Consider the following 21,400-nt stretch of genomic DNA (forward strand, 5'->3'; position numbering starts at 1 on the left):
AATTAGTAATTTACTCCCAAATTTTCCGATCTGACGCACCCTACAGGCTAGTTTATTGCGCCTGGGAATTGCCTAAAATGAAATTAACAATCCGAGCAATTGGACTTTTTTGATGTTTCTGAATATATCGCATTGTTCTGGCTGCGATCGCAACTCCCACTATACCAGCGCCTAAGCTAAATAGCACCGAAAGTGTTAAATTATGTGGTGGATTTAAACCGAAAGATGGTTGGAAGTGAACCGGAATTAGGGTAAGTTTTTGGTCTGGAACTTGTTTAATTAAATAGGGTGACGCAGTTGCAGCAACTCCAGCAAATCCTATTCCGACAGCGACGACTGCTATTGTAGTTTGTAGGTTGCGTTCTTTTTCTTTTTCTTTTCTTTCATTCTCTTGTAACGTTTGTTGTAGTTGGCGATCGCGTTCTTTTTCTGCAAGTTCTAAAGCGCGATCGCTTTTTACCTGTTCGATTTCTACTATACCTTGGATGGATGCAGTAAGTTGTTGTCCTAGTTCTTTACGGGGACTCATGTAGTTGAGCCAAAACTGGATTTGTTTGATAAAAATGTCTCTTGTATGGTCGCTAAATTTTTGCCATGAATCTAGTTGAGAACCTTCACTTAATAGTTTTTGGAGGTAGTTTTTATAAATTTGGTGATTGATTTCAATAGTAGTAAGAGAAAATTCTAATTCCCCGCAGTAATTAGAATGCTTCAAGGCTAACAATGGCAATTTTTCTAGCATTTCACTAAGGTTATTTAAGCTCTTATTTTTATCTGCAACATAAAGTACAAAGTTGTCGATTTCCTTTTCTATTTCCTGAGAAACTTTCAGAGCAGCTTGATAGCTAAGTTGGGCTTGTTGATAAACAAATTTTACTTTGTGGTAGCTACAGAGTAGTTCAACTATATCTTGATAGCAATCTCCTAATTTTTTTAGACCATTTCGATCGTGATAATTTAGCAAAACTAGAATATGACAGACTGGCTCTTGGGTATTTGAAATCGCAGTAGTCTGACAAAAATATTCAAATAGAGGAATGCCTAACAAATTGCTCTCATTAGATGCTGTGATTTTGTCATTTTTATATGGGGTGTCTTTTAAGAAATTTCTCACATAACTATCTGCTAAAGCTTGGTTAGCCTCCATTTTATAGGCAACTTTGACATAAATAAAGATGGTTTGACCGATCGAAGTAGTTTCACCGATCGCAGCATTAATATTTTGAATATTTTGAGGTAAAAATTGACTGGGATTAAATCGATCGATTTCGTCCGGTATCAAATCTATTTTGTCTGGTGAAGAGAAAGTTAAATCGGTAAAATAGGTATCGTGAAGTAGTCGAGTTATTAGTTCATTGTTTAGGCTAATTTGTTGAGTTAATCTGGTTTGGAGTTCTTCCCCAAAAATTTTAGCTTTCTCTTCACTAACTCGATCGAGTGGATCGTTGAAAGTACGAGCGAGGTGAAAAGTGTAAAGACTAATTGTACCATTTTTCATAGCTAATTTATTGAGAGTTTTCAGTAGATTCAGTAAAAGTAATCAAAGCTAAAGCACTAGCTATAATCTCATCTTCTTTGACCATTGTTTTTAATTCCCGCACTTCATAAATTCCTTCACAAACTTCTAAAGCAGCATCATCAAGAGCAGCAGAATAGGCTTCTACGAGAGTTTCTTGTAATTCTTCCAAATTCAGATAGAATCCATTAGATTTGAGACGTTTATTAAGTCGTCTGATGTTTCTAACTGAGTTTCTAATTGAAGTATCCCAAGAGCGAGTTGTCCGATTTTCTACCTTTTGTTTGATTAGGTGCAATAGCAGAACTACCGCAAAACTGTAAATGTTATTAATAATATCTTTTTTGCTCATTTCTGCAATTTCTTCGGCAATAACTAGAGCGCCTTTGATATCGCCTTGGAGTAAAAGCTGTTTCAGTTCTAAGATTTCTTCCATTGGTTAAAAAAGGGAAATTAGGAGGGTGATTGTTTCGGTAGATCGAGGGGTTTGTGTAGATGAATTTCGTTTTTCAATTTTTCTAGGAGTGCAGGATCGCCAGTGGGTTGATCTGGACTTTCTTTGGGTTGGGAACCACCAGGACCGAGATGTTTATCCAGGGATGTTGCGGGAGTTGATGTAGTCTCTAATTTGGTTTTATAGGTTGCTTTAATCTCAGGATGAGTTTCGATCCAATGGGAGATTGCTTGCCAAATTTCTGCACTATCTTCTGACAGTTGATTGACTATTTCTGCTAACTCAATCCAGTCTGTCGCCGTAAAAAGATCGGGTTGAGTTTTTATAACTTCGATAAAACAATTAACTCTTTTTTGATAAGGCATAATTTAAAATCCTTTGCCAATGGCACAAAAAGCTGACCAATAAAAAGGCGAATTGAGTGGCTGATAATTAACGCCAATAGGATTATTTTCCCATTCTTTGAGAGTGGCTGCTAGTTCGTCTTTCCAAACATCTTCTAGTTGAGAGTTGGGGAGCCAATCTCGCAGTCCTTTGATTGTAACATCTCGGAGCCATTTCTGTGACTTGTTGAGGGCGAGAGCGATGTTATTAGATTGTTGAAGTTCTTCGTGGAATTTTGTCATTAGTAGGGAAGTTGGGAGGTCGATTACTTTCCATAAACTACCAATAATATTATGACTTCCTGCTAACATGAAACCACTGGGTAAACCGATGTATTCGTCACTATTATTGGTGAAGTCGGTAAAACCTGTTTCGCAGGCGGACATGGTGACAAGTCGGCAATTTCTTAGGTCAAAGTGAGCGATAATATCAGCGAGGGTGAGATTGTCATCGGCTAACTGTAAGTAGGAATTTAAGGGTAAAGTAGGATCGAAGTAACCATGACAGTAGAAAAATAAACTGTTGGTTGTTTGCAGTTGGGGATTTGCATCTGTTTTTCCCGATTCATTTAGTTTTAGGAGGGCTGATTTTTTCGCTTGATTTTTTTTGATAACTACCGGAGTCTTAAATTGTTGTTTGATTGCCTCAACAACTCCATAATCTTTGTCATACAAGTCTTTAGTAGGAGTTTGAATAGCTAGTAAGCTATCGAATAATCGCTCTGGTTGTTGTTGGACTTTGTGGAGTAGTTGACAACTAGGAGTATACCGAACTCCATCATCGAAGCAGTCAATCAGATAGGGATTTGGGGGACAATTTGGGTGATTGGGGTGAAAGCGTTGCCAATTTTCCCTGCTGACAGGTAAAGCGTGAATTGGGAAAAGGTGTAGGTAGCGGTGGGGAATCAGGATTAGTTTATCGCAGGTTTTGGGGATTGATTTGAGTATTTCATCAATGTGGAGAATTTTCGCTAAAATGCGTAAACCTTGAGCTAACTGTTCGCGCCATTTGTTGCTGTCTTCGTAATATTTGGTTAAATAGGTAACAGCCCATTTTGCCAGTCTTTGTAAATCTTGTGGTGATGATTGCCAAACTGCGATCCCCCCTGCCCCCCTTAACAAGGGGGGTTCTGAGGTTTGCTGTTCTTCATTGAGAGATGACTGTGCAAGTTCTAATTCATTATCTCCCATTTTTAAGAGTAATTCTGAGTCCTCTTGCTCCCCCCTTATTAAGGGGGGTTGGGGGGGATCTTTCGTGATGATGAAAACACAAAAGCTACTGCCCAAAATGTACCATTCTATAATTGCTGTTTTTTCATCGGTTAACTGCTTAATTTCACCAAAATTCAGGGGGGTATAGGGATATTTTGCGGCTAAATCTTGGCGTAGTTGGTTGATTAAGTCGTAATTTTTTGATTCAGCTTGTTTTAACCGTTGATTTTCTTGGGCAATTCTCAGTCTTAACTGTTGCAACTCTTGGCGCACTTGCGGGGGGATTTCTCCTTTGGGATACAAATCTTTCACCGATAACAACTCGATTAAGTTTTGCGCTTTGGAACGTTCGGCATATTCCACTGCTTCGGTGTAGCGTTCCATTTGGATGCAAACTTCTACCATACGCAGATAGAGTTTATTCCATTCTTCGGCTAATTTCTGTTTGCTTTCATCCCCAGATTGAATTTCACCTCGTAAAAATTCCACTGTCTCAATCGCTGGGGAAAATGTATCATAAGCAAGTTGCCATTGCTGGTTGCTTTGATAAAGATTACCTAAATTAAATAAAGTTTCTGTATAATTTTGCGGGAAAGCCTCACGAGTTCTAATAGTTAAAGCATTTTCATAATATTCGATCGCCCTCTCGATATTCTCTGCCCTCTCTCCCCTGATTCTGGAATAGTAGGCAAGTCCCAGATTATTTTGCGTATCTGCCCAATATTCGGGAAAAGCTTCGCGGGTGCGAATGGTGAGGGCGGCGGTGTATGATGCGATCGCACTTTCGATATTCTCTGCCCTCTCTCCCCTGATTCTGTCAAGGTAAGCATTTCCCAGATTATTTTGCGTCGTTGCCCAATCTTGAGGAAAAGCTTCGCGAGTGTAAACTTCGAGGGCGGCAGTGTAAAATTTGATCGCTTGTTCGATATTCTCTGCCCTGTCTCCCCTAATTCTGTCTGAGTAGGCAAGTCCCAGATTATTTTGCGTACCTGCCCAATATTCGGGAAAAGCATCGCGGGTGCGAACGGTGAGGGCGGCGGTGCAATATTCGATCGCTTGTTCGAGATTCTCTGCCCTCTCTCCCCTGATTCTGTATAAGTAGGCAGTTGCCAGATTATTTTGCGTCATTGCCCAATTTTTGGGAAAAGCTTCGCGGGTGTAAACGGTGAGGGCGGCGGTGTATGATGCGATCGCACGTTCCAGATTTTCTGCCCTCTCTCCCCTGATTCTGACACTGTAGGCATTTGCCAGATTATTTTGCGTACCTGCCCAATTTTCGGGAAAAGCATCGCGGGTGAGAACGGTGAGGGCGGCGGTGTAATATTCGATCGCTTGTTCGAGATTTTCTGCCCTCTCTCCCCTGGTTCTGTATAAGTAGGCAGTTGCCAGATTATGTTGCGCCATTGCCCAATCTTGGGGAAAAGCATCGCGGGTGCGAACGGTGAGGGCGGCAGCGTAATATTCGATCGCACGTTCGAGATTTTCTGCCCTCTCTCCGATGATTCTGTATAAGTAGGCAGTTGCCAGATTATTTTGCGTTCCCGCCCAGTCTTCACTTTCCAGTTCCCAATAGCTTAAAACTATTTGATAACCAGCGATCGCAATTTCAATATTATTCGCTCTGTTACCACGCGGAAAGTCACTAATATGAATACTCAAATTTTCAATAAAGCCAACAATCCCTCTAGTTGCTTCTGGATGTTCGGCAATAAAATTCGCAGCCACTTGCTGTAAAATTTCCGCAAAACGGTCATTGAGGAGATTATTTCCTCTGTCTAGAATCGGGTAAACTACCGCCACACCGCTATTGCTTGCTTCTGCCTGCCATAATTCTCGAATAAACTCTACATACTTTCGGGGATTTTCATCTTCAGAATTATCGCCATCTTCCTCATCATTCATCCCCAATAATTCCCCTAACTGACTAGCAAGATTTCGCAAAAAATCTGCTTCATTTTGATTTCCTGACTCTACCAACTGTCCCGATACTGCCTCGCAAACTTGCACAAACCCCAAATCTACCAATTCCGAATTATCCTGTAAAATCTGCCGTTCCTCACCGTTAGGACAACTCAGCAGTTGTTGAATCAAATTGAGATAATTTTGAATACGATTTTCATCCATTAGTTGTCACCTTCAATATCCTTATATATGTCAGTTTTACGATAAATAAAAACAGCTTCAATCTTCAGGTCTAAACACCCGTTCAAAAGCTTGCTTTCGATAACGTCGATAAACATCAAAATCACTATCCAAAGTAGCAATAGCCGGAATATTCAGCCGTTCAGAAATAGCAATTAGAGACAAATCAGCAAAATCACCCGGCAAATCTGCATACTGTTGATTAAGTTCAGCAATCCGCGAAAAATCTTCAGAAAGCAATGGAATAGGTTCAAAAACTCCCCTGGCAACTCCCTGTAAAAACCGATTTTGGATTCGCCAATTAGGACTTAAAAGCCATACCACTTCAGTAACGCAAGCAGTGGTAGTTACTAGGTTACTTGTACATCTCTCAAAGAAGACTCGCACCTGTTGATGATAGCGATCTTTTACACTGTAGTAAGCTACTAGAATCCCGCTATCTACAATAATTACGGGATGATAAGTCATTGCCGATCGAATTGAGGATATTTTTTCTGTAAATAATTAGCAATTGCCTTTTTTCGATTTGCCCGTTCTGATAAATCAGGTGGCGCATCTTCTAACAGATGTTCGGGATGTCCGCCCAATCTTTCGACAATAGTTTGGCGCGGTTGCAAACTCAACCAACGTTCTTTAACCAAGCGTTTAATCAATTCATCGCTAGTAGTTTTTTCCCTTCCCAAAATTTCCACTAAATACGCTTCTGTTTCTTGATCCACTTCTATACTCAGCATGAAAACCTCCGATTAATGTCTATGTTCTACCAAATTTCCGCAAACTCATACTCAGTCTTTTTCATAAGAAGATGCCTATACCCGATCGAACAAAATACATACGTAATACATTTTACACGATCTCTGCTGGCACAGGAGAGTCTGGTAAGTAGGTAGATCTAAATAAAGTAAAACAAAGGCGGGCAGGAATCCCCCCCCCCAAAAATTACAAAATTAATTTTGGGTGGGCAACCAGCCCCCCCCCAAGCAAAAAAAAATAAGAATAAAAATAATTAAAAAAATTGGGGGGATGTATCCCCCCCCAAAAAATTTTAATTTTTTTGTGGGGGGTGGTCATCCCCCCCGCCCCGAAGCAGAAAATAATAGGAATAAAGATAGTCATAATTGAGGATAAAAAAGTATGATAATGCTACGCATCGCTACGCGATCGCACCTAATTTTTGGTAGGTTTTCAGTTGTGCGATCGTACCTAATTTGTAGTAGTCTAAATTCTATGCCACAATTGAGGAAACAGCTATTTACCCAACAACCAGACAAGCACTGATGTGCTTCATACTTTGCCAATCATTATCCGACTTGCACCAAGATATCCACCTATTTCGGTTTAATGTAGAAATAGGAGAAGTATATATTTTGGCAGGCGCAAATGATGAGATTGAAATTATCGTACCCCAAAATGGAGCTTGGAGGTTTTTAGATGAAACCCAACTTTGAAAATATGAGTAAAGCAGAACTAAAAGCATATATTCTCGCACATCGCAATGATAATGAAGCAATTCATGCTTTGTTTAGTCGCCGCACTCCTGACTCAGAAGCAACAATTTACCCATGTATGTTTACGGAAGAAGGTTTGCCAATTGAAGAAAATATCCGCATAGGAAAAGAAGCAATTCGGCAGCGAGTGGAAGCAGAAAATAATCGGAAGAAAGATAGTCATAGTTGAGGAGAAAAAAGTGCAAACCTGCCTAATTTTTGGTATGTTTTAAGTTGTGCGATCGTACCTAATTTGTAGTAGTCTAAATTCTATGCCACAATTGAGGAAACAACCATCTACCCAACAACCAAACAAGCACTGATGTGCTTAATCCTTTGCCAGTCATTTTCTAACTTACAGCGAGATATCCAAATCTTTCGGTTTAACCCAGAACCAGAAAAAGGATATGTATTTATTATGGCAGGCGAAGAACTGCAAATTCTTGTATTTGGCGATGGCAATTGGAGGTTTATAAATGAAACCGAACTTTAAAGAAATGTCCACAAAAGATCTAAGAGCATATCTTCTCGCACATCGAGACGATTTGGAAGCTTTAGATACGCTAGTTAGTCGCCGCACTCCCGACTCAGAAGCAACAATTTACCCATGTATGTTTACCGAAGAAGGTTTGCCAATTGAAGAAAATATTCGCATAGCAGAAGAAGCAATTCGTCAGCGAGTGGAGGCAGAAAATAATAGGAAAAAAGATAGTCATAGTTGAAGAGAAAAAGTGCGATAATGCTACGCATCGCACTAATAATCCCACAGTTTTACTCATTGTGCGATCGCCATCTCCACAACTACCTCTTTACAACGTATTCGGATCGATTCCCCTCTCCTCTAACTTAGCTAAAAGATCCTGAAGTTGTTGTTGACTTTCTCTGGCTATTTCTTCCGGCGTTTTATATCTATTCCCATTCTCGTCATACCAATACAACCACTCCCGCGTAAAAGCTTGATAAGTTCCCCTTTCCCTACCAATTCCCAAACCAATTTCCGGCATCCAAATTATATCGCCAGATTGTAAAACATATTCACCATTAACTAAGCGGTGAACTTCTAAACGTTGACGACGGCGACGTTGGCGGGTTGGCGCATAAACAATGTAATACAAAACACCCATTTGGGCATAATCAAATTTTTTCTGTTCGTATTCAGCATTGTAAGTTTTAGAAACAATTTCCAATACCAAAGAAGGAACTACACCATCTTCATCCCAAAGCACATAGCACAACCTTCCCTGTTCCCCAACGAAACGTTCTACCCCCAAACTTAAAAAACCATCAGGGACGATCGCAGGTTTAGCCAAATCATAATAAACTCCCATATTAATCCCAAAAAACCAATCCTCGCGATTTTGCCAAATCAAAGCCAAAACCGCAGACAACAAACTGGGAATCAAAACTTGCAATTCATTATCCACAGGCGTATCATCCGAACTGGGTAACTCTTCCGAAGATGGCAAGCAATCTAACCGATTGTACTTCAACATAATTACCTCAAATTAATCTTTGGCAAAAGTGCGATAAATATTGCGATCGACATATCAATCACTAAAATAGAACATATTTCTGCCCCCCTGCCCCCTTTCCGCCTGTGGGTAGAACCAAAAAATCGACAGTTCCTCCTTTTCCCTCTTGCCAACTGTTCCCCACAGTCGGACACTGGACTTGGGAACGTTCGGCAGTGAGAGGTTTTTTTGTGAAAAGAGTTTTATCGATCATTCTCGGTGGTGGCGCAGGTACTCGCCTTTACCCCCTAACCAAACTACGCGCCAAGCCAGCAGTACCCTTAGCAGGGAAATATCGCCTGATTGATATTCCCGTGAGTAACTGCATCAACTCAGAACTTTACAAAATTTACGTCCTGACTCAATTTAACTCTGCATCACTCAACCGTCATATTGCCCGCGCATACAACTTTGCTGGCTTCACTGATGGGTTTGTGGAAGTACTAGCTGCCCAGCAAACACCCGAAAACCCCAACTGGTTCCAAGGTACTGCTGACGCAGTTCGCCAATATATGTGGCTGTTCAAAGAGTGGGACATTGATGAATATTTAATCCTTTCGGGAGATCACCTCTACCGGATGGACTATCGTTTGTTCGTGCAACGTCACCGAGAAACCAACGCCGATATCACCATCTCCGTTGTGCCGATGGACGAGAAACGCGCCTCGGACTTCGGGTTAATGAAAATTAACGATAACGGTAGGGTAGTTGACTTTAGCGAAAAACCCAAAGGTGAAGCCCTCAAACAAATGCAGGTAGACACCACCATTTTGGGACTGACAGGAGAAGAAGCCCAGAAAATGCCTTACATTGCTTCTATGGGCATTTATGTCTTCAAAAAAGATGTCCTGTTGGATCTGCTCAACTCATACCCGGATAGTACAGACTTCGGTAAAGAAATCATCCCCGCATCGTCGAAAAACCACAACATTCAAGCCTACCTATTTGACGGTTACTGGGAAGATATTGGAACAATTGAAGCCTTCTACGATGCTAATTTAGCTTTGACAAGGCAACCCCGTCCGCCCTTTAGCTTCTACGATGAAACTGCCCCCATTTACACTCGCGCCCGTTACTTACCACCAACAAAATTATTAGATTGCCAAGTGACAGAATCAATGATTGGAGAAGGCTGCATTATTAAAAATTGCCGGATCAATCATTCAGTGTTGGGAGTGCGAAGCCGTGTAGAAGCAGGTTGTTTAGTAGAAGACTCCCTATTGATGGGGGCAGACTTCTATCAACCCTTTAGCGAAAGGTCAACTAGTTGCGATCACCGTGAAGTCCCATTAGGCATTGGTGCAAATACGACAATTCGGCGTGCGATCGTTGACAAAAATGCCCGCATCGGTTGTGATGTTCAAATTATTAACAAAGATAATGTACAAGAAGCCGAACGCGAAAACCTCGGATTCTACATCCGTAGCGGCATCGTCGTTGTCTTGAAAAATGCCGTTATTCCCGATGGCACAATCATTTAGTGATTAGTCATTGGTCATTGGTCATTGGTCATTGGTCATTGGTGAAGAGGTTAAACATTTAGACCTCTCCAATAACTCTTGTGGGGTAGGCATCCTGCCTGCCTTATATATTCTTTTTTGGAGAGGTCTAATGACAAATAACCAATGACAATTGACAATTGACCAATGACTAAACTAATTCTTTTGATCGGGCTTCCTGGTAGCGGTAAATCCACCCTAGCCCAAAAGCTAATCGCGGAAACACCCCAAAGTTTGTTAATTTCAACAGACACTATTCGGGGTCAACTGTTTGGAGATGAAGCTATCCAGGGCCCTTGGTTACTCGTTTGGCGAGAGTTAGAACGACAGCTGCAACAAGCCGCAAGAGCCATTGCCCAAGGACAAGCCACCCTTGCCATTTACGATGCTACCAATGCCGCCCGTCGCCAACGCAAAGAAGCGATCGCCCTTTGTCGCGAAACAGGCTTTACTCAGATTACCGGATTATGGTTCGATACCCCCATTTGGCTTTGCCTTTCCCGTAACCGTCGTCGTCAGCGTCGAGTCCCCGAAGAAGTCATTTTCCGAATGTCTCGTCAACTACGCGATGCGCCCCCAGCTTTGGTCGATGGATTCGATCGCCTAATTCGCTACCATCTCGACGAGTTCATAATTGTGGAATAACCGTACCAAACCGAACTTGCAGTCATAATCTATTTAAATGCACAATGAAAATGAGTCGATGTATACACCTATTCCTGACCATTTTTTATTATCACTGAATGCTCGAACAATACTTAACCGGAAAGTCTAAAATTAAAAAACTCTCCCGCAAAAAATCATCTTCAGCACATAATAAATCAAGACAAAATTACCACTAATATTTACTTTATAGGAGACAAACTAAATGGCTACTACTGACTTTAAAGACTATTATGCCGTCCTGGGAGTGACTAAAACCGCTAGCGCCGACGAAATCAAAAAAGTTTATCGTCGCCTAGCACGTAAATATCACCCAGACATGAACCCTGGCAACAAACAAGCCGAAGCCAGTTTCAAAGAAGTTACCGAAGCCTACGAAGTCCTTTCCGACCCCGATAAACGCAAAAAATACGACCAATTCGGTCAATACTGGAAACAAGCTGACCAAGCATGGTCTGGTGCTGGTGGCGCAGGCGCACCCGGAGTCGATTTTAACGGCTTTGACTTCAGTCAGTACGGTAGTTTTGACGAATTCATTAACGAATTATTAGGTCGCTACAACACAGGAACAGGAACAGGAACAGGTACTGGTGCTAGACGTTCCACTAATCGCGGTTACGGCTATCGCACCAGCCCAGGTGGGCCAAGTGGCTTTGGTGGCGGCGGTTTTAGCGGCTTTGATGGCTTTGATAATCAAACATCAAATGCAGGCGCTGCTGATAGAGAAGCTAACCTCAGTCTCACTTTTTCCGAAGCATTTCACGGCGTACAAAAGCGTTTAGATTTAGGTACAGAAGTAGTAGATGCGCGAATTCCCGCAGGTGCTAAAAAAGGCACTCGAATTCGTTTGAAAGGTAAAGGTTCTTTCAATTCTTTAAATCAACAACGTGGTGATTTGTACCTGAATGTAGAACTGCAACCGCACAATTTCTTCCAATTTGATGGCGATAATTTAGTTTGTGAAGTGCCCATTACTCCCGATGAAGCTGTTTTAGGAGCACAAATAGAAGTACCGACTCCAGATGGTTCGGTTACAGTTAATGTTCCCGCTGGTATCCGTTCCGGTCAATCCCTGCGACTCAAGGGAAAAGGTTGGCCTAATCCTAAAGGTGGACGCAGCGATTTAATGGTGAAAATCTCCATAGTTCCACCCAAGGAACTTAGTCAAACTGAACGGGAATATTATGAAAAAATTCGGGCCGATCGCACTTTCAATCCCCGCAATAACCTCAAACAAATCAAATTGTAATTAAGTAAGTTCGTAGTAGCGACTTTAGTCGTATATTCTCACCTAAAAGGACTAAAGTCCTCACAACGAACCCGGATTAGGTTTTTATGATTAAAAATACTCCAACAGCAATCATGACACAGCCAGCAATAATGTTTAATAATTTGGTTATTTTGCCACTAATCAGCAATCTAGCTCTATTCGCCATGAAAGCATAAACAAGTTTTACACCGCCTACGGCTAGAGTGGCGATCGCAATAATAATACCAGTATCAAACCAAGAAACCTGAGAAAGATCGACAAAAGCCGGAAAAAAGCCTAAATAAAATAACGTCGCCTTTTGATCGCCCAATGTAATAAACAACCCAGTCAAAAAACTCGACAGCAAAGAGGATTTAACCACCTCCTCTGTCTCCATATTCTTTGCTTTTGACTTAAATAGCGCGATTCCCAATAATATAAGATACACGCCACCCAGGTATTTTATGAGTACAAAGAAGCTACCCATCGTTTCCGCAAGAAACGACAAACCCAAAATAGCTATGATTATGAAAATTATGTCACCCAGTACTATTCCGAGAGTGGTGAAAACACCATGAATAAACCCAGATGTAGCCGATCTTGTCGAGACAGCCAGAACACTCACACTGGGAATAGCAGCCAGAACCACCATCCCACCGAATAGTGCCACAATGCTGCTTAATGTCATACTGGTTTGCATAACCGTACCAATTGTTTAAATTGCTGCTAATAATTGCTCAACTGAAGCATTAGGCGATAAAAAAGAAAACAGATGTTTGTAAACCAACTTACCTTGCTTATCTAACACAAATTGCGCTGGCAAAGGCGCACCTAACGCTTGACCAACCTGATATTCTCGAAACACCCAACAACTCGGATCGCTCAATAACGGCATTTTTAAACCCAAATCTGTAACAACTTTTTCACTTTGTTGTTTGTCTGTACTGGTAATCATTAAAACTTCTACCCCTTTGCTAGAAAACAGTTCGTAATTTTCATTCATTGCCAAAATGTGGGGATAGCACAGCGGACAGTATTGTTTTTCGGTGAAAATTCGAGTGAAATCTAAAATAACAGGCTGTTTACCTCTAAAAATTGATAATTTTACTGGCTGACTATTGGTGATATCTAGCAGTTCAAAATCTTTAGTAACTACACCTAATCGTAGTTCATTATGCGCTGGAATGGGCAAAAAGTTACGGAAGAAACGCTCATTTATTAAACCGCTAAAATCAGTCGAAGTCAGCATAATTAAATTGTAAACTCACTACCTTCAAATTAATATAACCCCAACATTACAAGCTGACAATTGCAGTTGCAGCGTTGGGGTTAACAATTTTAGGACTTACGTAGCTGGCACAATCGTCCTGTGCGTCAGAGCTAAAATCTTTAAATTAATCGAGGTTTTAGTTTTTCTGACTCACAGGACAAAAAGCTATTTGCTCTAAATTAAACAGCGGAAAAGTAAACTTTGGACTTGACAGGATCGGGAGTCATGGTTTTTTCACCTGGTTGCCAACCAGCGGGACAAACTTCATCAGGGTGAGTTTGGACGTATTGAATTGCCTTGAGAGTCCGCAAAGTTTCGTCAACGCTGCGACCAAAAGACAGGTTGTTGATGGTGGCGTGTTGAATTACACCGTCTTTGTCGATGATGAACAGACCGCGCAAAGCTACGCCTGCTTCTGGATCGAGGACGTTGTAAGCAGCGCTGATGTCTTTTTTGATGTCGGAAACTAAAGGATAAGTCAGATCGCCTAAACCACCAGATTTGCGATCGGTCTGAATCCAAGCTAAGTGGGAAAATTCGCTGTCTACCGAAACGCCCAGAATTTCTGTGTTGATGGATTTGAATTCTTCTTCTCGATCGCTAAATGCTGTAATCTCAGTTGGGCAAACAAAAGTAAAGTCCAACGGATAGAAGAACAACACTACATACTTACCACGATAGTCTGACAGCTTGATTGTCTTGAATTCTTGATCGACTACAGCTGTTGCAGTAAAGTCAGGCGCAGTTTGACCAACACGCAGACATCCTTCTGATGCGTAACTTAGGGGCATGAACTTTTCTCCTTACAAATTATGCTTCAACTTGTGCTCTTCTTGTAGGTAATGTAGTAAAGACGGGGTTTACCTGAAGTTTTTTCGGTTGACGAACATTTTCGTTAAACCCGCCTCGTCTTACCCTTGGGGCAACTACTGTTTATTTACGAACTGTAACAACTATATCATACTCATAACGATTTTGAGTAAACAATGGAAAGTCTAGATCGGCGAGAATGGTTATTGACCAATGGGCTAGGTAGTTTTGCTTGTGGTACAGTGTGCGATGCCCGTACCCGCACTTATCACGGTTGGTTAATTGCGGCATTAAACCCGCCTAGTGAACGCACGTTGCTGCTATCTCACTTAGAAGCAACCCTAGAAATTGGCGGGAAAACTTGGGAATTAGGCACAAATTTCTGGTCAGGTGGTAAAGTTGCCCCTTTGGGTTATCGACTGTTGCGATCGTTCTCAATTGAACCGATTCCCACTTGGGTTTGGCGAGAAGAAAATTGGCAACTAACTCGACAAATAGAAATGCCTCATAACTTTCCCAAAATAGGAGAAGAATTATTACCCAATCAATTTGAGCAGAGAACTTTGATTGAATATGTTTATCAAGGGAAAGAAACAGCAATTTTAAGGTTAAAACCGTTAATTGCCGATCGCAATTTTCACCATCAACAAACAGCAACAGCAGAATTAAGATTCTCGCAAAAACTTAACGGAAACCTTGTCCTTTTCCAAGCAATTAATCAAGACTGGCAAGGCACACCTTGGCAGTTAACTTGGAGTAAAGGAACTTATCAAATAGTCGGTTATTGGTATTGGAATTATTACTATCCCGAAGAGAAATTGCGCGGATTAGGCGATCGCGAAGACCTCTGGTGTCCCGGTGAATTAACTGTTACCTTGCAACCAGGCGATCGTCTTACCCTAGAAGCTAAACTAGGCTGGTCGGAGGAGCAGGAGAGCAGGGGTGCAGGGGAGATGGGGAGATGGGTTCGATTAGGGAAAATGGGGCAAAATAATCCAACTACCTCTTCTACTCCCCCCACCCCCCTACCTCCCCACCCCTCCACCTCTTCTTTCCAGTCCCCAATCCCCAACCAACTTCTTCGCGCCGCCGATCAATTTATTGTTTATCGCAATTCAATTTCCGGGCCAACTGTAATTGCTGGTTATCCTTGGTTTAATGATTGGGGTCGAGACACATTAATTGCCTTACCCGGTTTAGCACTGACAACAGGTCAGTTTGAAATCGCCAAAGGCTTATTAGAAACTTTCGGTTCCTATTGTAAATATGGTTTAATCCCTAACACATTCCCTGACCAAGGAAACGAACCATTTTATAACAGTATAGATGCTTCTTTGTGGTGGATTGAAACATTAGGGCTTTACTTAGAAGCAACCGAAGATTGGGATTTTTTAGTCACCCAATATCTCGTTTTTCGCCAAATTTATAAAGCTTTCTCTACTGGGACAATGTTCAATATTCATATTGATGCCACAGATGGTTTACTAACTTGGGATGCGCCTAATGTAGCGATTACCTGGATGGATGTAGTAATTAGTGGAAAACCAATTACTCCTCGTTGTGGTAAACCAGTAGAAATTAATGCTTTGTGGTATTCGGCTTTATGTTGGGCAACCAAATGGGCAGAAAAACTGTCAACTAATCCATCTGCCAAGGTTGAGCAATTGCACAGTCAGCGCGATCGCTATTTCCAACAAGCAGAACAAGTCAAAAAATCCCTGCAAAAATACTGGAATCCTAACCAACAATACTTCTACGATACAATTTCCCCAAACGACCAACCCGACCCCAAAATTCGCCCCAATGCAGTCTTAGCTTTATCTTTACATCATTGCGGATTTCCCCCAGAACAAGCCCGTCAAGTATTACAAATAGCCAAAGACAAACTCTTAACACCCTACGGTTTACGCAGTCTCGCACCAGACGATCCAGATTATATTGGTTCCTATACTGGAGATTCAATTCACCGAGATAGCGCCTATCATCAAGGCACAGTTTGGAGTTGGTTAATTGGCTGTTTTATTAATGCTTGGCAACGCTTTTATGAGCATGAACCATTACCTTTTGATTGGCAACCAATGTTAGACCATTTTCAAAATCAAGCTTGTTTAGGTTCAGTTTCAGAAATCTTTGATGGCGACCCTCCCCACACACCCCAAGGTGCATTTGCCCAAGCTTGGTCTGTCGCAGAAATTCTCCGTTATTTTCCCCATTAATTATACTGTTCACGGTCATAGAGTAGGGGCGAAGCATTCCGGCACATATCTTTGGATTCAACCAACAAATTATGACCGGAATGCTTCGCCCTTACAAATCAAAAAGAACAGTTTTTGCCCGTGCGGAGTATAGCAAATGGGGAGGAGGGAAAGTTTTGATTTTTGAGTTTTGAGTTAGTTTGGGGAGTTTTGAGTTGTCCCCATCTCCCCATCTCCGAGAGCCCCTGCCTTCCCATTGTTAAAACTTGAAAATACTGATTGCATTTTTGCCTTTCCTTCTATATGATGATATATTGTGCTAATTAAATACACTATTCCGAGCGAGTAACCGTAGATTATAGAGGGAAAAGGGAATGATTAAGTGGGATAGCGCCACAAAACGAAGGAGATTGCCGAGAGTTGCGAATGTAACTGATGCGGTAAGACAGTGGTGGCAAAAGCGCCTGAACTTGAAGAGTCTGGGAGGTGGGTGGAAAAGATTTGTGAGTTTGTTTTTAGTGGGGGTGAGTTTAAGTGTGGCGATCGCCTCCTGTGGTGGCGAAAGTACAAACACTCCCGGTAGTTCTACCCCTGGAGCTAAAACTAAAGACGCACAAATAACTTTAGTTTCATACGCCGTAACCCGCGCCGCTTACGAAAAAATTATTCCCCAATTCACTGCCAAATGGAAACAAGAACGTAATCAAAATGTTACTTTTACCCAAAGTTATGGCGGTTCTGGTTCCCAAAGTCGTGCAGTAATCGATGGTTTAGAAGCTGACGTTGTAGCATTAGCCTTAGAACTTGATACGCAGAAAATTGAGCAAGCAGGGTTAATTCAACCAGGCTGGCAAAAAGAAGCACCAAACAATGCAATTCTCACAAAATCTGTCGCCGCTTTAGTAACTCGTGAAGGTAATCCGAAAGGAATTAAAACTTGGTCAGATTTAGCAAAAGACGGCGTACAAGTAATTACAGCCAACCCCAAAACTTCTGGTGGTGCTAGATGGAATTTCTTAGCATTATGGGGCGCTGTTGCTGAAACAGGAGGTGATGATGCTAAAGCATTAGATTTCACTAGCAAAGTTTTCAAAAATGTTCCTGTATTGCCTAGAGATGCCAGAGAAGCTAGCGACGTATTCTTCAAACAAGGTCAAGCAGATGCGTTAATTAACTACGAAAACGAGGTAATTTTGGCAGGATTAAATGGTCAAAAATTACCTTATGTGGTTCCTGATGTGAACATCTCAATTGATAACCCTATAGCTGTGGTAGACAAAAACGTAGATAAACATGGTACGCGAGAAGTTGCCGAAGCGTTTGTCCAGTTTTTGTACACACCAGAAGCCCAAAGAGAGTTTGCTAAAGTTGGTTTTCGACCTGTCAATTCTACTGTAGCCAAAGAATTTACTAAGCAATATGCGACTGTAAAAAATCTGTTTACTGTCCAAGATTTAGGCGGATGGGGTGAAGTTCAGAAAAAATTCTTTGATGATGGGGCGATATTTGACAAAATACAGGCGCAAATTGGTAAATCATGAACAAGCTGAAACACAGGTTCTCAGAATTAGATAGTGTGACTAAGGTGAGGATAAAAATCCAAATTCCTCAAACCTACCAAAATGAACCTGTGCTTTCTCGGTTAACTTCAGAGCATGGCTTGATTTTCAACATTACTAAAGCGATTTTAGGAGGAAAACATCAAGAGTATTGGCTGGATTTAGAATTAATTGGTAAACCTGAGCAAATTGAAAGCGCGATCGCATACTTACAAAAACTCCAAGTGAAAATTTGGGGAAAACCTAATCCCGATGGTGATGCTTGGTAAATTCATTTACGAGGATAATCAAATGGCAACCTCTAACCAAATCGAACCCACATTTCAACCAATTCATCCCAGCAAAGATGTAGCAGAAACATCTAAAACTGTCCCGGACGATCGACCAACCCAAACCAGGATTCGCATTAAAATTCCCCAAAAATATCATCAAGAACCAGTAATTTCTCGGTTGATTTCTGACCATAAACTAACAGTAAATTTAAATCAAGCTTTACTAGGAGCAAATGCCAGCAATGATGGTTGGTTTGATTTAGATTTACAAGGTTCAACTCGTCAAATTCAAAGTGCCATGATTTACTTGGCAGAAATGGATATCGAAATTTGGAGTAAATCCACCGATCCCGAAGAAGAAATTTGGTGATAAAAATAGCAAAAATCCCAGTCAAAAATGGGATAATTTGCTTATTAAATTGCTAAGAAAGCAACAAAGACAAACTCGCAGGAAAATCTCATTCTATGGCTGTATCTTCTACTCCTGGACGGCTGACTCGTGCGGGGAAAAACCCCCTGAGTCAGCTATTTAATCTCTCTTGGCCTTGGCGAATCATGTTTGGGTATCTTACCCTAATGTTATTGTTACCAATGGCAGCTTTGTTTTTAAAAGCGAGCACAGTTGGCCCTGCGGAATTCTGGAGAATTGCTACCAGTCCCGTAGCCCTTTCTGCTTATGATGTCACCTTTACCACTGCCTTAATTGCCGCCTTAATTAATGGCGTATTTGGCGTATTAATTGCCTGGGTTTTAGTTAGATATGACTTTCCCTTAAAACGCTTAATCGATGCCGCCATTGACTTACCTTTTGCCTTACCCACTGCCGTCGCAGGCTTAACTTTAGCCACAGTTTACAGCGAGAATGGTTGGATTGGTTCTTTATTCGCACCTTTCGGCATCAAAATAGCATTTACTCGCCTTGGTGTTGGAGTGGCAATGTTATTTATTTCCTTACCTTTTGTCGTGCGAACATTGCAACCAGTTTTACAAGAAATGGAAAAGGAAATAGAAGAAGCAGCTTGGAGTTTAGGTGCTTCCCATGCTCAAACATTTTGGAAAGTTATTTTACCGCCTTTAATTCCGGCAATTTTAACCGGAGTCGCCTTGGGCTTTTCCCGTGCAGTTGGAGAATATGGTTCAATTGTAATTATTTCTTCGAGTATTCCGTTTAAAGATTTAATTGCTTCCGTGTTAGTTTTCCAAAGATTGGAACAATTTGATTATGCGGGTGCAACTGTGATTGGCACAGTTTTGTTGCTGATTTCTTTGATTATGTTGTTAGCAATTAACATTTTGCAAGCTTGGGGGCGGCGTTATGAATAAAAAAGAAGCTAAATGGGTGAAACCAGTTTTAATTACGATCGCCCTAAGCTACTTAGGCTTACTAATATTAATTCCCGCAGCTAATGTCTTTTACCAAGCTTTTAAAGATGGCGTAGGCCCATTTTTTAACAACCTCACCCAACATGACTTTTTAAATGCAGTTTGGTTAACGATTTTAATTGCCGCAATCGTAGTACCAGTTAATGCGATTTTTGGCTTGTGTACTGCTTGGGCGATCGCACGCAACAAAAACTTCCCCGGTCGTACCCTACTATTAAGTATCATTGACCTCCCCTTTGCCATCTCACCAGTAGTCGCAGGTTTAATGATAGTCTTGCTTTACGGACGTAATGGTTGGTTTGGGCCTTGGCTACAAGCAGCAGACATCAAAATTATCTTCGCCCTTCCCGGAATGATTATCGCCACAGCATTTGTTACCCTACCATTCGTCGCCAGAGAAGTAATTCCCGTCCTCGAAGAAGTAGGTTTAGACCAAGAAGAAGCCGCCAGAACACTAGGTGCAAAAGACTGGCAAATCTTTTGGCGCGTCACCTTACCTAGTATTCGATGGGGTTTACTTTATGGCTTGATTTTAACCAATGCCAGAGCTATGGGAGAATTTGGTGCAGTCTCAGTTGTTTCCGGTAATATTGTCGGTAAAACTCAAACATTACCCTTATTTGTCGAAGAAGCTTATAAACAATACCAGACACAAGCCGCCTTTTCCGCAGCCGTGTTACTAGCATTTTTAGCAGTAGTAACCCTGTTACTAAAAGAAATCCTAGAGCGCAAAACTCGGATTCAAGATGTAGAAGAATAATCAGGTAATTTCAGATTAGAAAAATTCAAATTCTCAGTAATAACTTTAGCTTGATTCTGCAATTTGAAAAATTTAATCTGAAATTACCACCCCCGAATAGCAATTAGCATCTAGTATTTGCTCAAGCCATATTGTTTTCAATTGACCAACGTGCCAGTTCTGTGCGATTATGCAGTCCAGTTTTGCCCAGCATATTCGACACATGACTCTCTACTGTACGTTGACTGACATTTAGTTCCTCTGCTATTTCTCGATTAGCTAAACCTCGCGCTACGTGCTGTACCACCTTCAGTTCTGTGGGAGTTAACTGCACATCAAAAGGAACAGTAATTCTCTGATTGCTATCTCCATTAACTGCGCGGTTGCGTAGTCGATCGGTATGCTTCAGCGAAGACTCCACCTGAGCCACTAGTTCTTCTGGCTCAAATGGTTTTACCATATATACATCTGCCCCTGTGTTTAAGCCTTTGACTTTATCTTGGCTTTGACCTTTAGCAGAAAGGAACAACACCGGAATCCAATTGGTTAAAGGATCTTCCCTTACGTGCTTGACAAAGGTATATCCGTCCATTTCCGGCATCATTACATCACAGATAATTAAATCTGCAATTTCATTTTGCAGTACATCTAACGCTTCACGACCGTTTTCAGCCGTGATTACTTCATAACCCCGAAATTCTAAGTAATCTTTGACTAGTAAGATTAGGTTAGGGTCATCATCAATTAGCAGTAGTTTTTTTGTATCTCTCACACGAGTTTCCTTAACCATGCTTTACCACTTGCCTATACTGGCGGCAATTACGTTTGCAATTGGTTTCCCCAGTATTATCTACATTGTAGTGAACAAGCTGTTGAGTAAGACTTGTTAACTAATTAACAATCAGTATACGTTACTGGAAATCAGTGGTTTGTGGAAAACCAAGGTAAACCTAGTAGTAATACTGAGTCATACTGTTTAATTGCAATGATAATATCTGCGCTGGGCAAAAGCATCCCCTTGGCAAATAAATGCGATCGAAGTATAATTTCCAGGCT

25 protein-coding genes are annotated in these 21,400 nt (G+C 41.3%); 14 read left to right on the forward strand and 11 right to left on the reverse strand.

The annotated features are described in order from the left end of the window. Positions 1-52 precede the first annotated feature (52 nt). Genes ACE1CC_RS31175 through ACE1CC_RS31200 form a run of 6 tightly spaced genes read right to left on the reverse strand, consistent with a single transcriptional unit; the run spans position 53 to position 6,441 of the window. Positions 53-1,498 (reverse strand): hypothetical protein, encoded by a 1,446-nt coding sequence (locus ACE1CC_RS31175; protein WP_413274323.1) that lies wholly within the window; start codon positions 1,496-1,498, stop codon positions 53-55. 7 nt (positions 1,499-1,505) lie between these two features. Further along, on the reverse strand, positions 1,506-1,952 hold the full coding sequence (locus tag ACE1CC_RS31180; RefSeq protein WP_413274324.1) for a DUF29 family protein: 447 nt from the start codon (positions 1,950-1,952) through the stop codon (positions 1,506-1,508). A gap of 17 nt (positions 1,953-1,969) precedes the next feature. Next, positions 1,970-2,335 carry a hypothetical protein gene (locus ACE1CC_RS31185; protein WP_413274325.1) on the reverse strand — a complete coding sequence of 122 codons (366 nt, stop codon included), beginning with the start codon at positions 2,333-2,335 and terminating at the stop codon, positions 1,970-1,972. 3 nt (positions 2,336-2,338) lie between these two features. Continuing rightward, a complete protein-coding gene (locus ACE1CC_RS31190; RefSeq protein WP_413274326.1) occupies positions 2,339-5,689 on the reverse strand; it encodes a CHAT domain-containing protein in 3,351 nt (1,116 codons plus the stop codon). Between the two features lie 57 nt (positions 5,690-5,746). Beyond that, a complete protein-coding gene (locus ACE1CC_RS31195) occupies positions 5,747-6,175 on the reverse strand; it encodes a type II toxin-antitoxin system VapC family toxin (RefSeq protein WP_413274327.1) in 429 nt (142 codons plus the stop codon). Next, positions 6,172-6,441 (reverse strand): hypothetical protein, encoded by a 270-nt coding sequence (locus tag ACE1CC_RS31200; RefSeq protein WP_413274328.1) that lies wholly within the window; start codon positions 6,439-6,441, stop codon positions 6,172-6,174. The genes ACE1CC_RS31195 and ACE1CC_RS31200 overlap by 4 nt, the downstream gene beginning before the upstream one ends. 400 nt (positions 6,442-6,841) lie before the next feature. Between ACE1CC_RS31200 and ACE1CC_RS31205 the strand changes: the two genes are divergently transcribed. The 5 genes from ACE1CC_RS31205 (at position 6,842) to ACE1CC_RS31225 (ending at position 7,916) form a co-directional block, all read left to right on the forward strand. Beyond that, entirely contained in the window at positions 6,842-6,985 is a 144-nt protein-coding gene (locus ACE1CC_RS31205; RefSeq protein ID WP_413274329.1) for a hypothetical protein, read from the forward strand. Continuing rightward, positions 6,985-7,155, forward strand: coding sequence for a DUF6888 family protein (locus ACE1CC_RS31210; protein WP_413274330.1), 171 nt, complete (start codon positions 6,985-6,987; stop codon positions 7,153-7,155). The genes ACE1CC_RS31205 and ACE1CC_RS31210 overlap by 1 nt, the downstream gene beginning before the upstream one ends. Continuing rightward, positions 7,139-7,384, forward strand: coding sequence for a DUF6887 family protein (locus tag ACE1CC_RS31215; RefSeq protein ID WP_413274331.1), 246 nt, complete (start codon positions 7,139-7,141; stop codon positions 7,382-7,384). Before ACE1CC_RS31210 ends, ACE1CC_RS31215 begins: the two co-directional genes overlap by 17 nt. A gap of 105 nt (positions 7,385-7,489) precedes the next feature. Beyond that, entirely contained in the window at positions 7,490-7,687 is a 198-nt protein-coding gene (locus tag ACE1CC_RS31220; protein WP_413274373.1) for a DUF6888 family protein, read from the forward strand. Next, complete coding sequence (locus ACE1CC_RS31225; RefSeq protein WP_413274332.1) at positions 7,671-7,916, forward strand: DUF6887 family protein; 246 nt, start codon at positions 7,671-7,673, stop codon at positions 7,914-7,916. The genes ACE1CC_RS31220 and ACE1CC_RS31225 overlap by 17 nt, the downstream gene beginning before the upstream one ends. An 87-nt stretch (positions 7,917-8,003) precedes the next feature. On the opposite strand, the gene ACE1CC_RS31230 is transcribed toward ACE1CC_RS31225, so the two are convergent. Further along, a complete protein-coding gene (locus ACE1CC_RS31230) occupies positions 8,004-8,687 on the reverse strand; it encodes a Uma2 family endonuclease (RefSeq protein WP_413274333.1) in 684 nt (227 codons plus the stop codon). Positions 8,688-8,896: 209 nt separating this feature from the next. On the opposite strand from ACE1CC_RS31230, the gene ACE1CC_RS31235 reads away from it, so the two are divergent. The 3 genes from ACE1CC_RS31235 to ACE1CC_RS31245 all read left to right on the forward strand — a co-directional run bounded on the left by ACE1CC_RS31235 (position 8,897) and on the right by ACE1CC_RS31245 (position 12,116). Beyond that, on the forward strand, positions 8,897-10,186 hold the full coding sequence (locus ACE1CC_RS31235) for a glucose-1-phosphate adenylyltransferase (RefSeq protein ID WP_413274334.1): 1,290 nt from the start codon (positions 8,897-8,899) through the stop codon (positions 10,184-10,186). A gap of 165 nt (positions 10,187-10,351) precedes the next feature. Continuing rightward, the gene (locus ACE1CC_RS31240) at positions 10,352-10,849 is read left to right on the forward strand and encodes an AAA family ATPase (protein WP_413274335.1); all 498 of its coding nucleotides are present in this window, start codon (positions 10,352-10,354) and stop codon (positions 10,847-10,849) included. A gap of 223 nt (positions 10,850-11,072) precedes the next feature. After that, the gene (locus ACE1CC_RS31245; RefSeq protein WP_413274336.1) at positions 11,073-12,116 is read left to right on the forward strand and encodes a DnaJ C-terminal domain-containing protein; all 1,044 of its coding nucleotides are present in this window, start codon (positions 11,073-11,075) and stop codon (positions 12,114-12,116) included. A gap of 76 nt (positions 12,117-12,192) precedes the next feature. On the opposite strand, the gene ACE1CC_RS31250 is transcribed toward ACE1CC_RS31245, so the two are convergent. From ACE1CC_RS31250 to ACE1CC_RS31260, 3 genes are all read right to left on the reverse strand, one after another. Further along, positions 12,193-12,816, reverse strand: coding sequence for a LysE family translocator (locus ACE1CC_RS31250; RefSeq protein WP_413274337.1), 624 nt, complete (start codon positions 12,814-12,816; stop codon positions 12,193-12,195). A gap of 15 nt (positions 12,817-12,831) precedes the next feature. After that, a complete protein-coding gene (locus ACE1CC_RS31255; RefSeq protein WP_413274338.1) occupies positions 12,832-13,365 on the reverse strand; it encodes a peroxiredoxin family protein in 534 nt (177 codons plus the stop codon). Between the two features lie 200 nt (positions 13,366-13,565). Further along, entirely contained in the window at positions 13,566-14,177 is a 612-nt protein-coding gene (locus ACE1CC_RS31260) for a peroxiredoxin (RefSeq protein ID WP_413274339.1), read from the reverse strand. 195 nt (positions 14,178-14,372) lie between these two features. On the opposite strand from ACE1CC_RS31260, the gene ACE1CC_RS31265 reads away from it, so the two are divergent. From ACE1CC_RS31265 to cysW, 6 genes are all read left to right on the forward strand, one after another. Next, entirely contained in the window at positions 14,373-16,412 is a 2,040-nt protein-coding gene (locus ACE1CC_RS31265; protein WP_413274340.1) for an amylo-alpha-1,6-glucosidase, read from the forward strand. 353 nt (positions 16,413-16,765) lie between these two features. Next, on the forward strand, positions 16,766-17,932 hold the full coding sequence (locus tag ACE1CC_RS31270; RefSeq protein ID WP_413274341.1) for a sulfate ABC transporter substrate-binding protein: 1,167 nt from the start codon (positions 16,766-16,768) through the stop codon (positions 17,930-17,932). Then, positions 17,929-18,219 (forward strand): NIL domain-containing protein, encoded by a 291-nt coding sequence (locus ACE1CC_RS31275; RefSeq protein ID WP_413274342.1) that lies wholly within the window; start codon positions 17,929-17,931, stop codon positions 18,217-18,219. Before ACE1CC_RS31270 ends, ACE1CC_RS31275 begins: the two co-directional genes overlap by 4 nt. A 22-nt stretch (positions 18,220-18,241) precedes the next feature. Then, on the forward strand, positions 18,242-18,592 hold the full coding sequence (locus ACE1CC_RS31280; protein WP_413274343.1) for an NIL domain-containing protein: 351 nt from the start codon (positions 18,242-18,244) through the stop codon (positions 18,590-18,592). 95 nt (positions 18,593-18,687) lie between these two features. Continuing rightward, positions 18,688-19,545 (forward strand): sulfate ABC transporter permease subunit CysT, encoded by an 858-nt coding sequence (cysT, locus tag ACE1CC_RS31285; RefSeq protein WP_459563941.1) that lies wholly within the window; start codon positions 18,688-18,690, stop codon positions 19,543-19,545. Continuing rightward, positions 19,538-20,365: a sulfate ABC transporter permease subunit CysW gene (gene cysW, locus ACE1CC_RS31290; RefSeq protein WP_413274344.1), complete on the forward strand. Its 828-nt coding sequence runs from the start codon at positions 19,538-19,540 to the stop codon at positions 20,363-20,365. Before cysT ends, cysW begins: the two co-directional genes overlap by 8 nt. Positions 20,366-20,486: 121 nt before the next feature. On the opposite strand, the gene ACE1CC_RS31295 is transcribed toward cysW, so the two are convergent. Continuing rightward, positions 20,487-21,134 carry a response regulator transcription factor gene (locus tag ACE1CC_RS31295; protein ID WP_413274345.1) on the reverse strand — a complete coding sequence of 216 codons (648 nt, stop codon included), beginning with the start codon at positions 21,132-21,134 and terminating at the stop codon, positions 20,487-20,489. Positions 21,135-21,400 lie beyond the last annotated feature (266 nt).

The sequence above is a fragment of the Floridaenema aerugineum BLCC-F46 genome (assembly GCF_041929345.1).
GTDB classification, from domain to species: domain Bacteria; phylum Cyanobacteriota; class Cyanobacteriia; order Cyanobacteriales; family Aerosakkonemataceae; genus Floridanema; species Floridanema aerugineum.

Coding starts and splice junctions, on each gene's coding strand:
- ACE1CC_RS31175 (WP_413274323.1), bottom strand. CDS start 1,498: ATGAAAAATGGTACAATTAGTCTTTACACTTTTCACCTCGCTCGTACT.
- ACE1CC_RS31180 (WP_413274324.1), bottom strand. CDS start 1,952: ATGGAAGAAATCTTAGAACTGAAACAGCTTTTACTCCAAGGCGATATC.
- ACE1CC_RS31185 (WP_413274325.1), bottom strand. CDS start 2,335: ATGCCTTATCAAAAAAGAGTTAATTGTTTTATCGAAGTTATAAAAACT.
- ACE1CC_RS31190 (WP_413274326.1), bottom strand. CDS start 5,689: ATGGATGAAAATCGTATTCAAAATTATCTCAATTTGATTCAACAACTG.
- ACE1CC_RS31195 (WP_413274327.1), bottom strand. CDS start 6,175: ATGACTTATCATCCCGTAATTATTGTAGATAGCGGGATTCTAGTAGCT.
- ACE1CC_RS31200 (WP_413274328.1), bottom strand. CDS start 6,441: ATGCTGAGTATAGAAGTGGATCAAGAAACAGAAGCGTATTTAGTGGAA.
- ACE1CC_RS31205 (WP_413274329.1), top strand. CDS start 6,842: ATGATAATGCTACGCATCGCTACGCGATCGCACCTAATTTTTGGTAGG.
- ACE1CC_RS31210 (WP_413274330.1), top strand. CDS start 6,985: ATGTGCTTCATACTTTGCCAATCATTATCCGACTTGCACCAAGATATC.
- ACE1CC_RS31215 (WP_413274331.1), top strand. CDS start 7,139: ATGAAACCCAACTTTGAAAATATGAGTAAAGCAGAACTAAAAGCATAT.
- ACE1CC_RS31225 (WP_413274332.1), top strand. CDS start 7,671: ATGAAACCGAACTTTAAAGAAATGTCCACAAAAGATCTAAGAGCATAT.
- ACE1CC_RS31230 (WP_413274333.1), bottom strand. CDS start 8,687: ATGTTGAAGTACAATCGGTTAGATTGCTTGCCATCTTCGGAAGAGTTA.
- ACE1CC_RS31240 (WP_413274335.1), top strand. CDS start 10,352: ATGACTAAACTAATTCTTTTGATCGGGCTTCCTGGTAGCGGTAAATCC.
- ACE1CC_RS31245 (WP_413274336.1), top strand. CDS start 11,073: ATGGCTACTACTGACTTTAAAGACTATTATGCCGTCCTGGGAGTGACT.
- ACE1CC_RS31250 (WP_413274337.1), bottom strand. CDS start 12,816: ATGCAAACCAGTATGACATTAAGCAGCATTGTGGCACTATTCGGTGGG.
- ACE1CC_RS31255 (WP_413274338.1), bottom strand. CDS start 13,365: ATGCTGACTTCGACTGATTTTAGCGGTTTAATAAATGAGCGTTTCTTC.
- ACE1CC_RS31260 (WP_413274339.1), bottom strand. CDS start 14,177: ATGCCCCTAAGTTACGCATCAGAAGGATGTCTGCGTGTTGGTCAAACT.
- ACE1CC_RS31265 (WP_413274340.1), top strand. CDS start 14,373: ATGGAAAGTCTAGATCGGCGAGAATGGTTATTGACCAATGGGCTAGGT.
- ACE1CC_RS31270 (WP_413274341.1), top strand. CDS start 16,766: ATGATTAAGTGGGATAGCGCCACAAAACGAAGGAGATTGCCGAGAGTT.
- ACE1CC_RS31275 (WP_413274342.1), top strand. CDS start 17,929: ATGAACAAGCTGAAACACAGGTTCTCAGAATTAGATAGTGTGACTAAG.
- ACE1CC_RS31280 (WP_413274343.1), top strand. CDS start 18,242: ATGGCAACCTCTAACCAAATCGAACCCACATTTCAACCAATTCATCCC.
- cysT (WP_459563941.1), top strand. CDS start 18,688: ATGGCTGTATCTTCTACTCCTGGACGGCTGACTCGTGCGGGGAAAAAC.
- cysW (WP_413274344.1), top strand. CDS start 19,538: ATGAATAAAAAAGAAGCTAAATGGGTGAAACCAGTTTTAATTACGATC.
- ACE1CC_RS31295 (WP_413274345.1), bottom strand. CDS start 21,134: ATGGTTAAGGAAACTCGTGTGAGAGATACAAAAAAACTACTGCTAATT.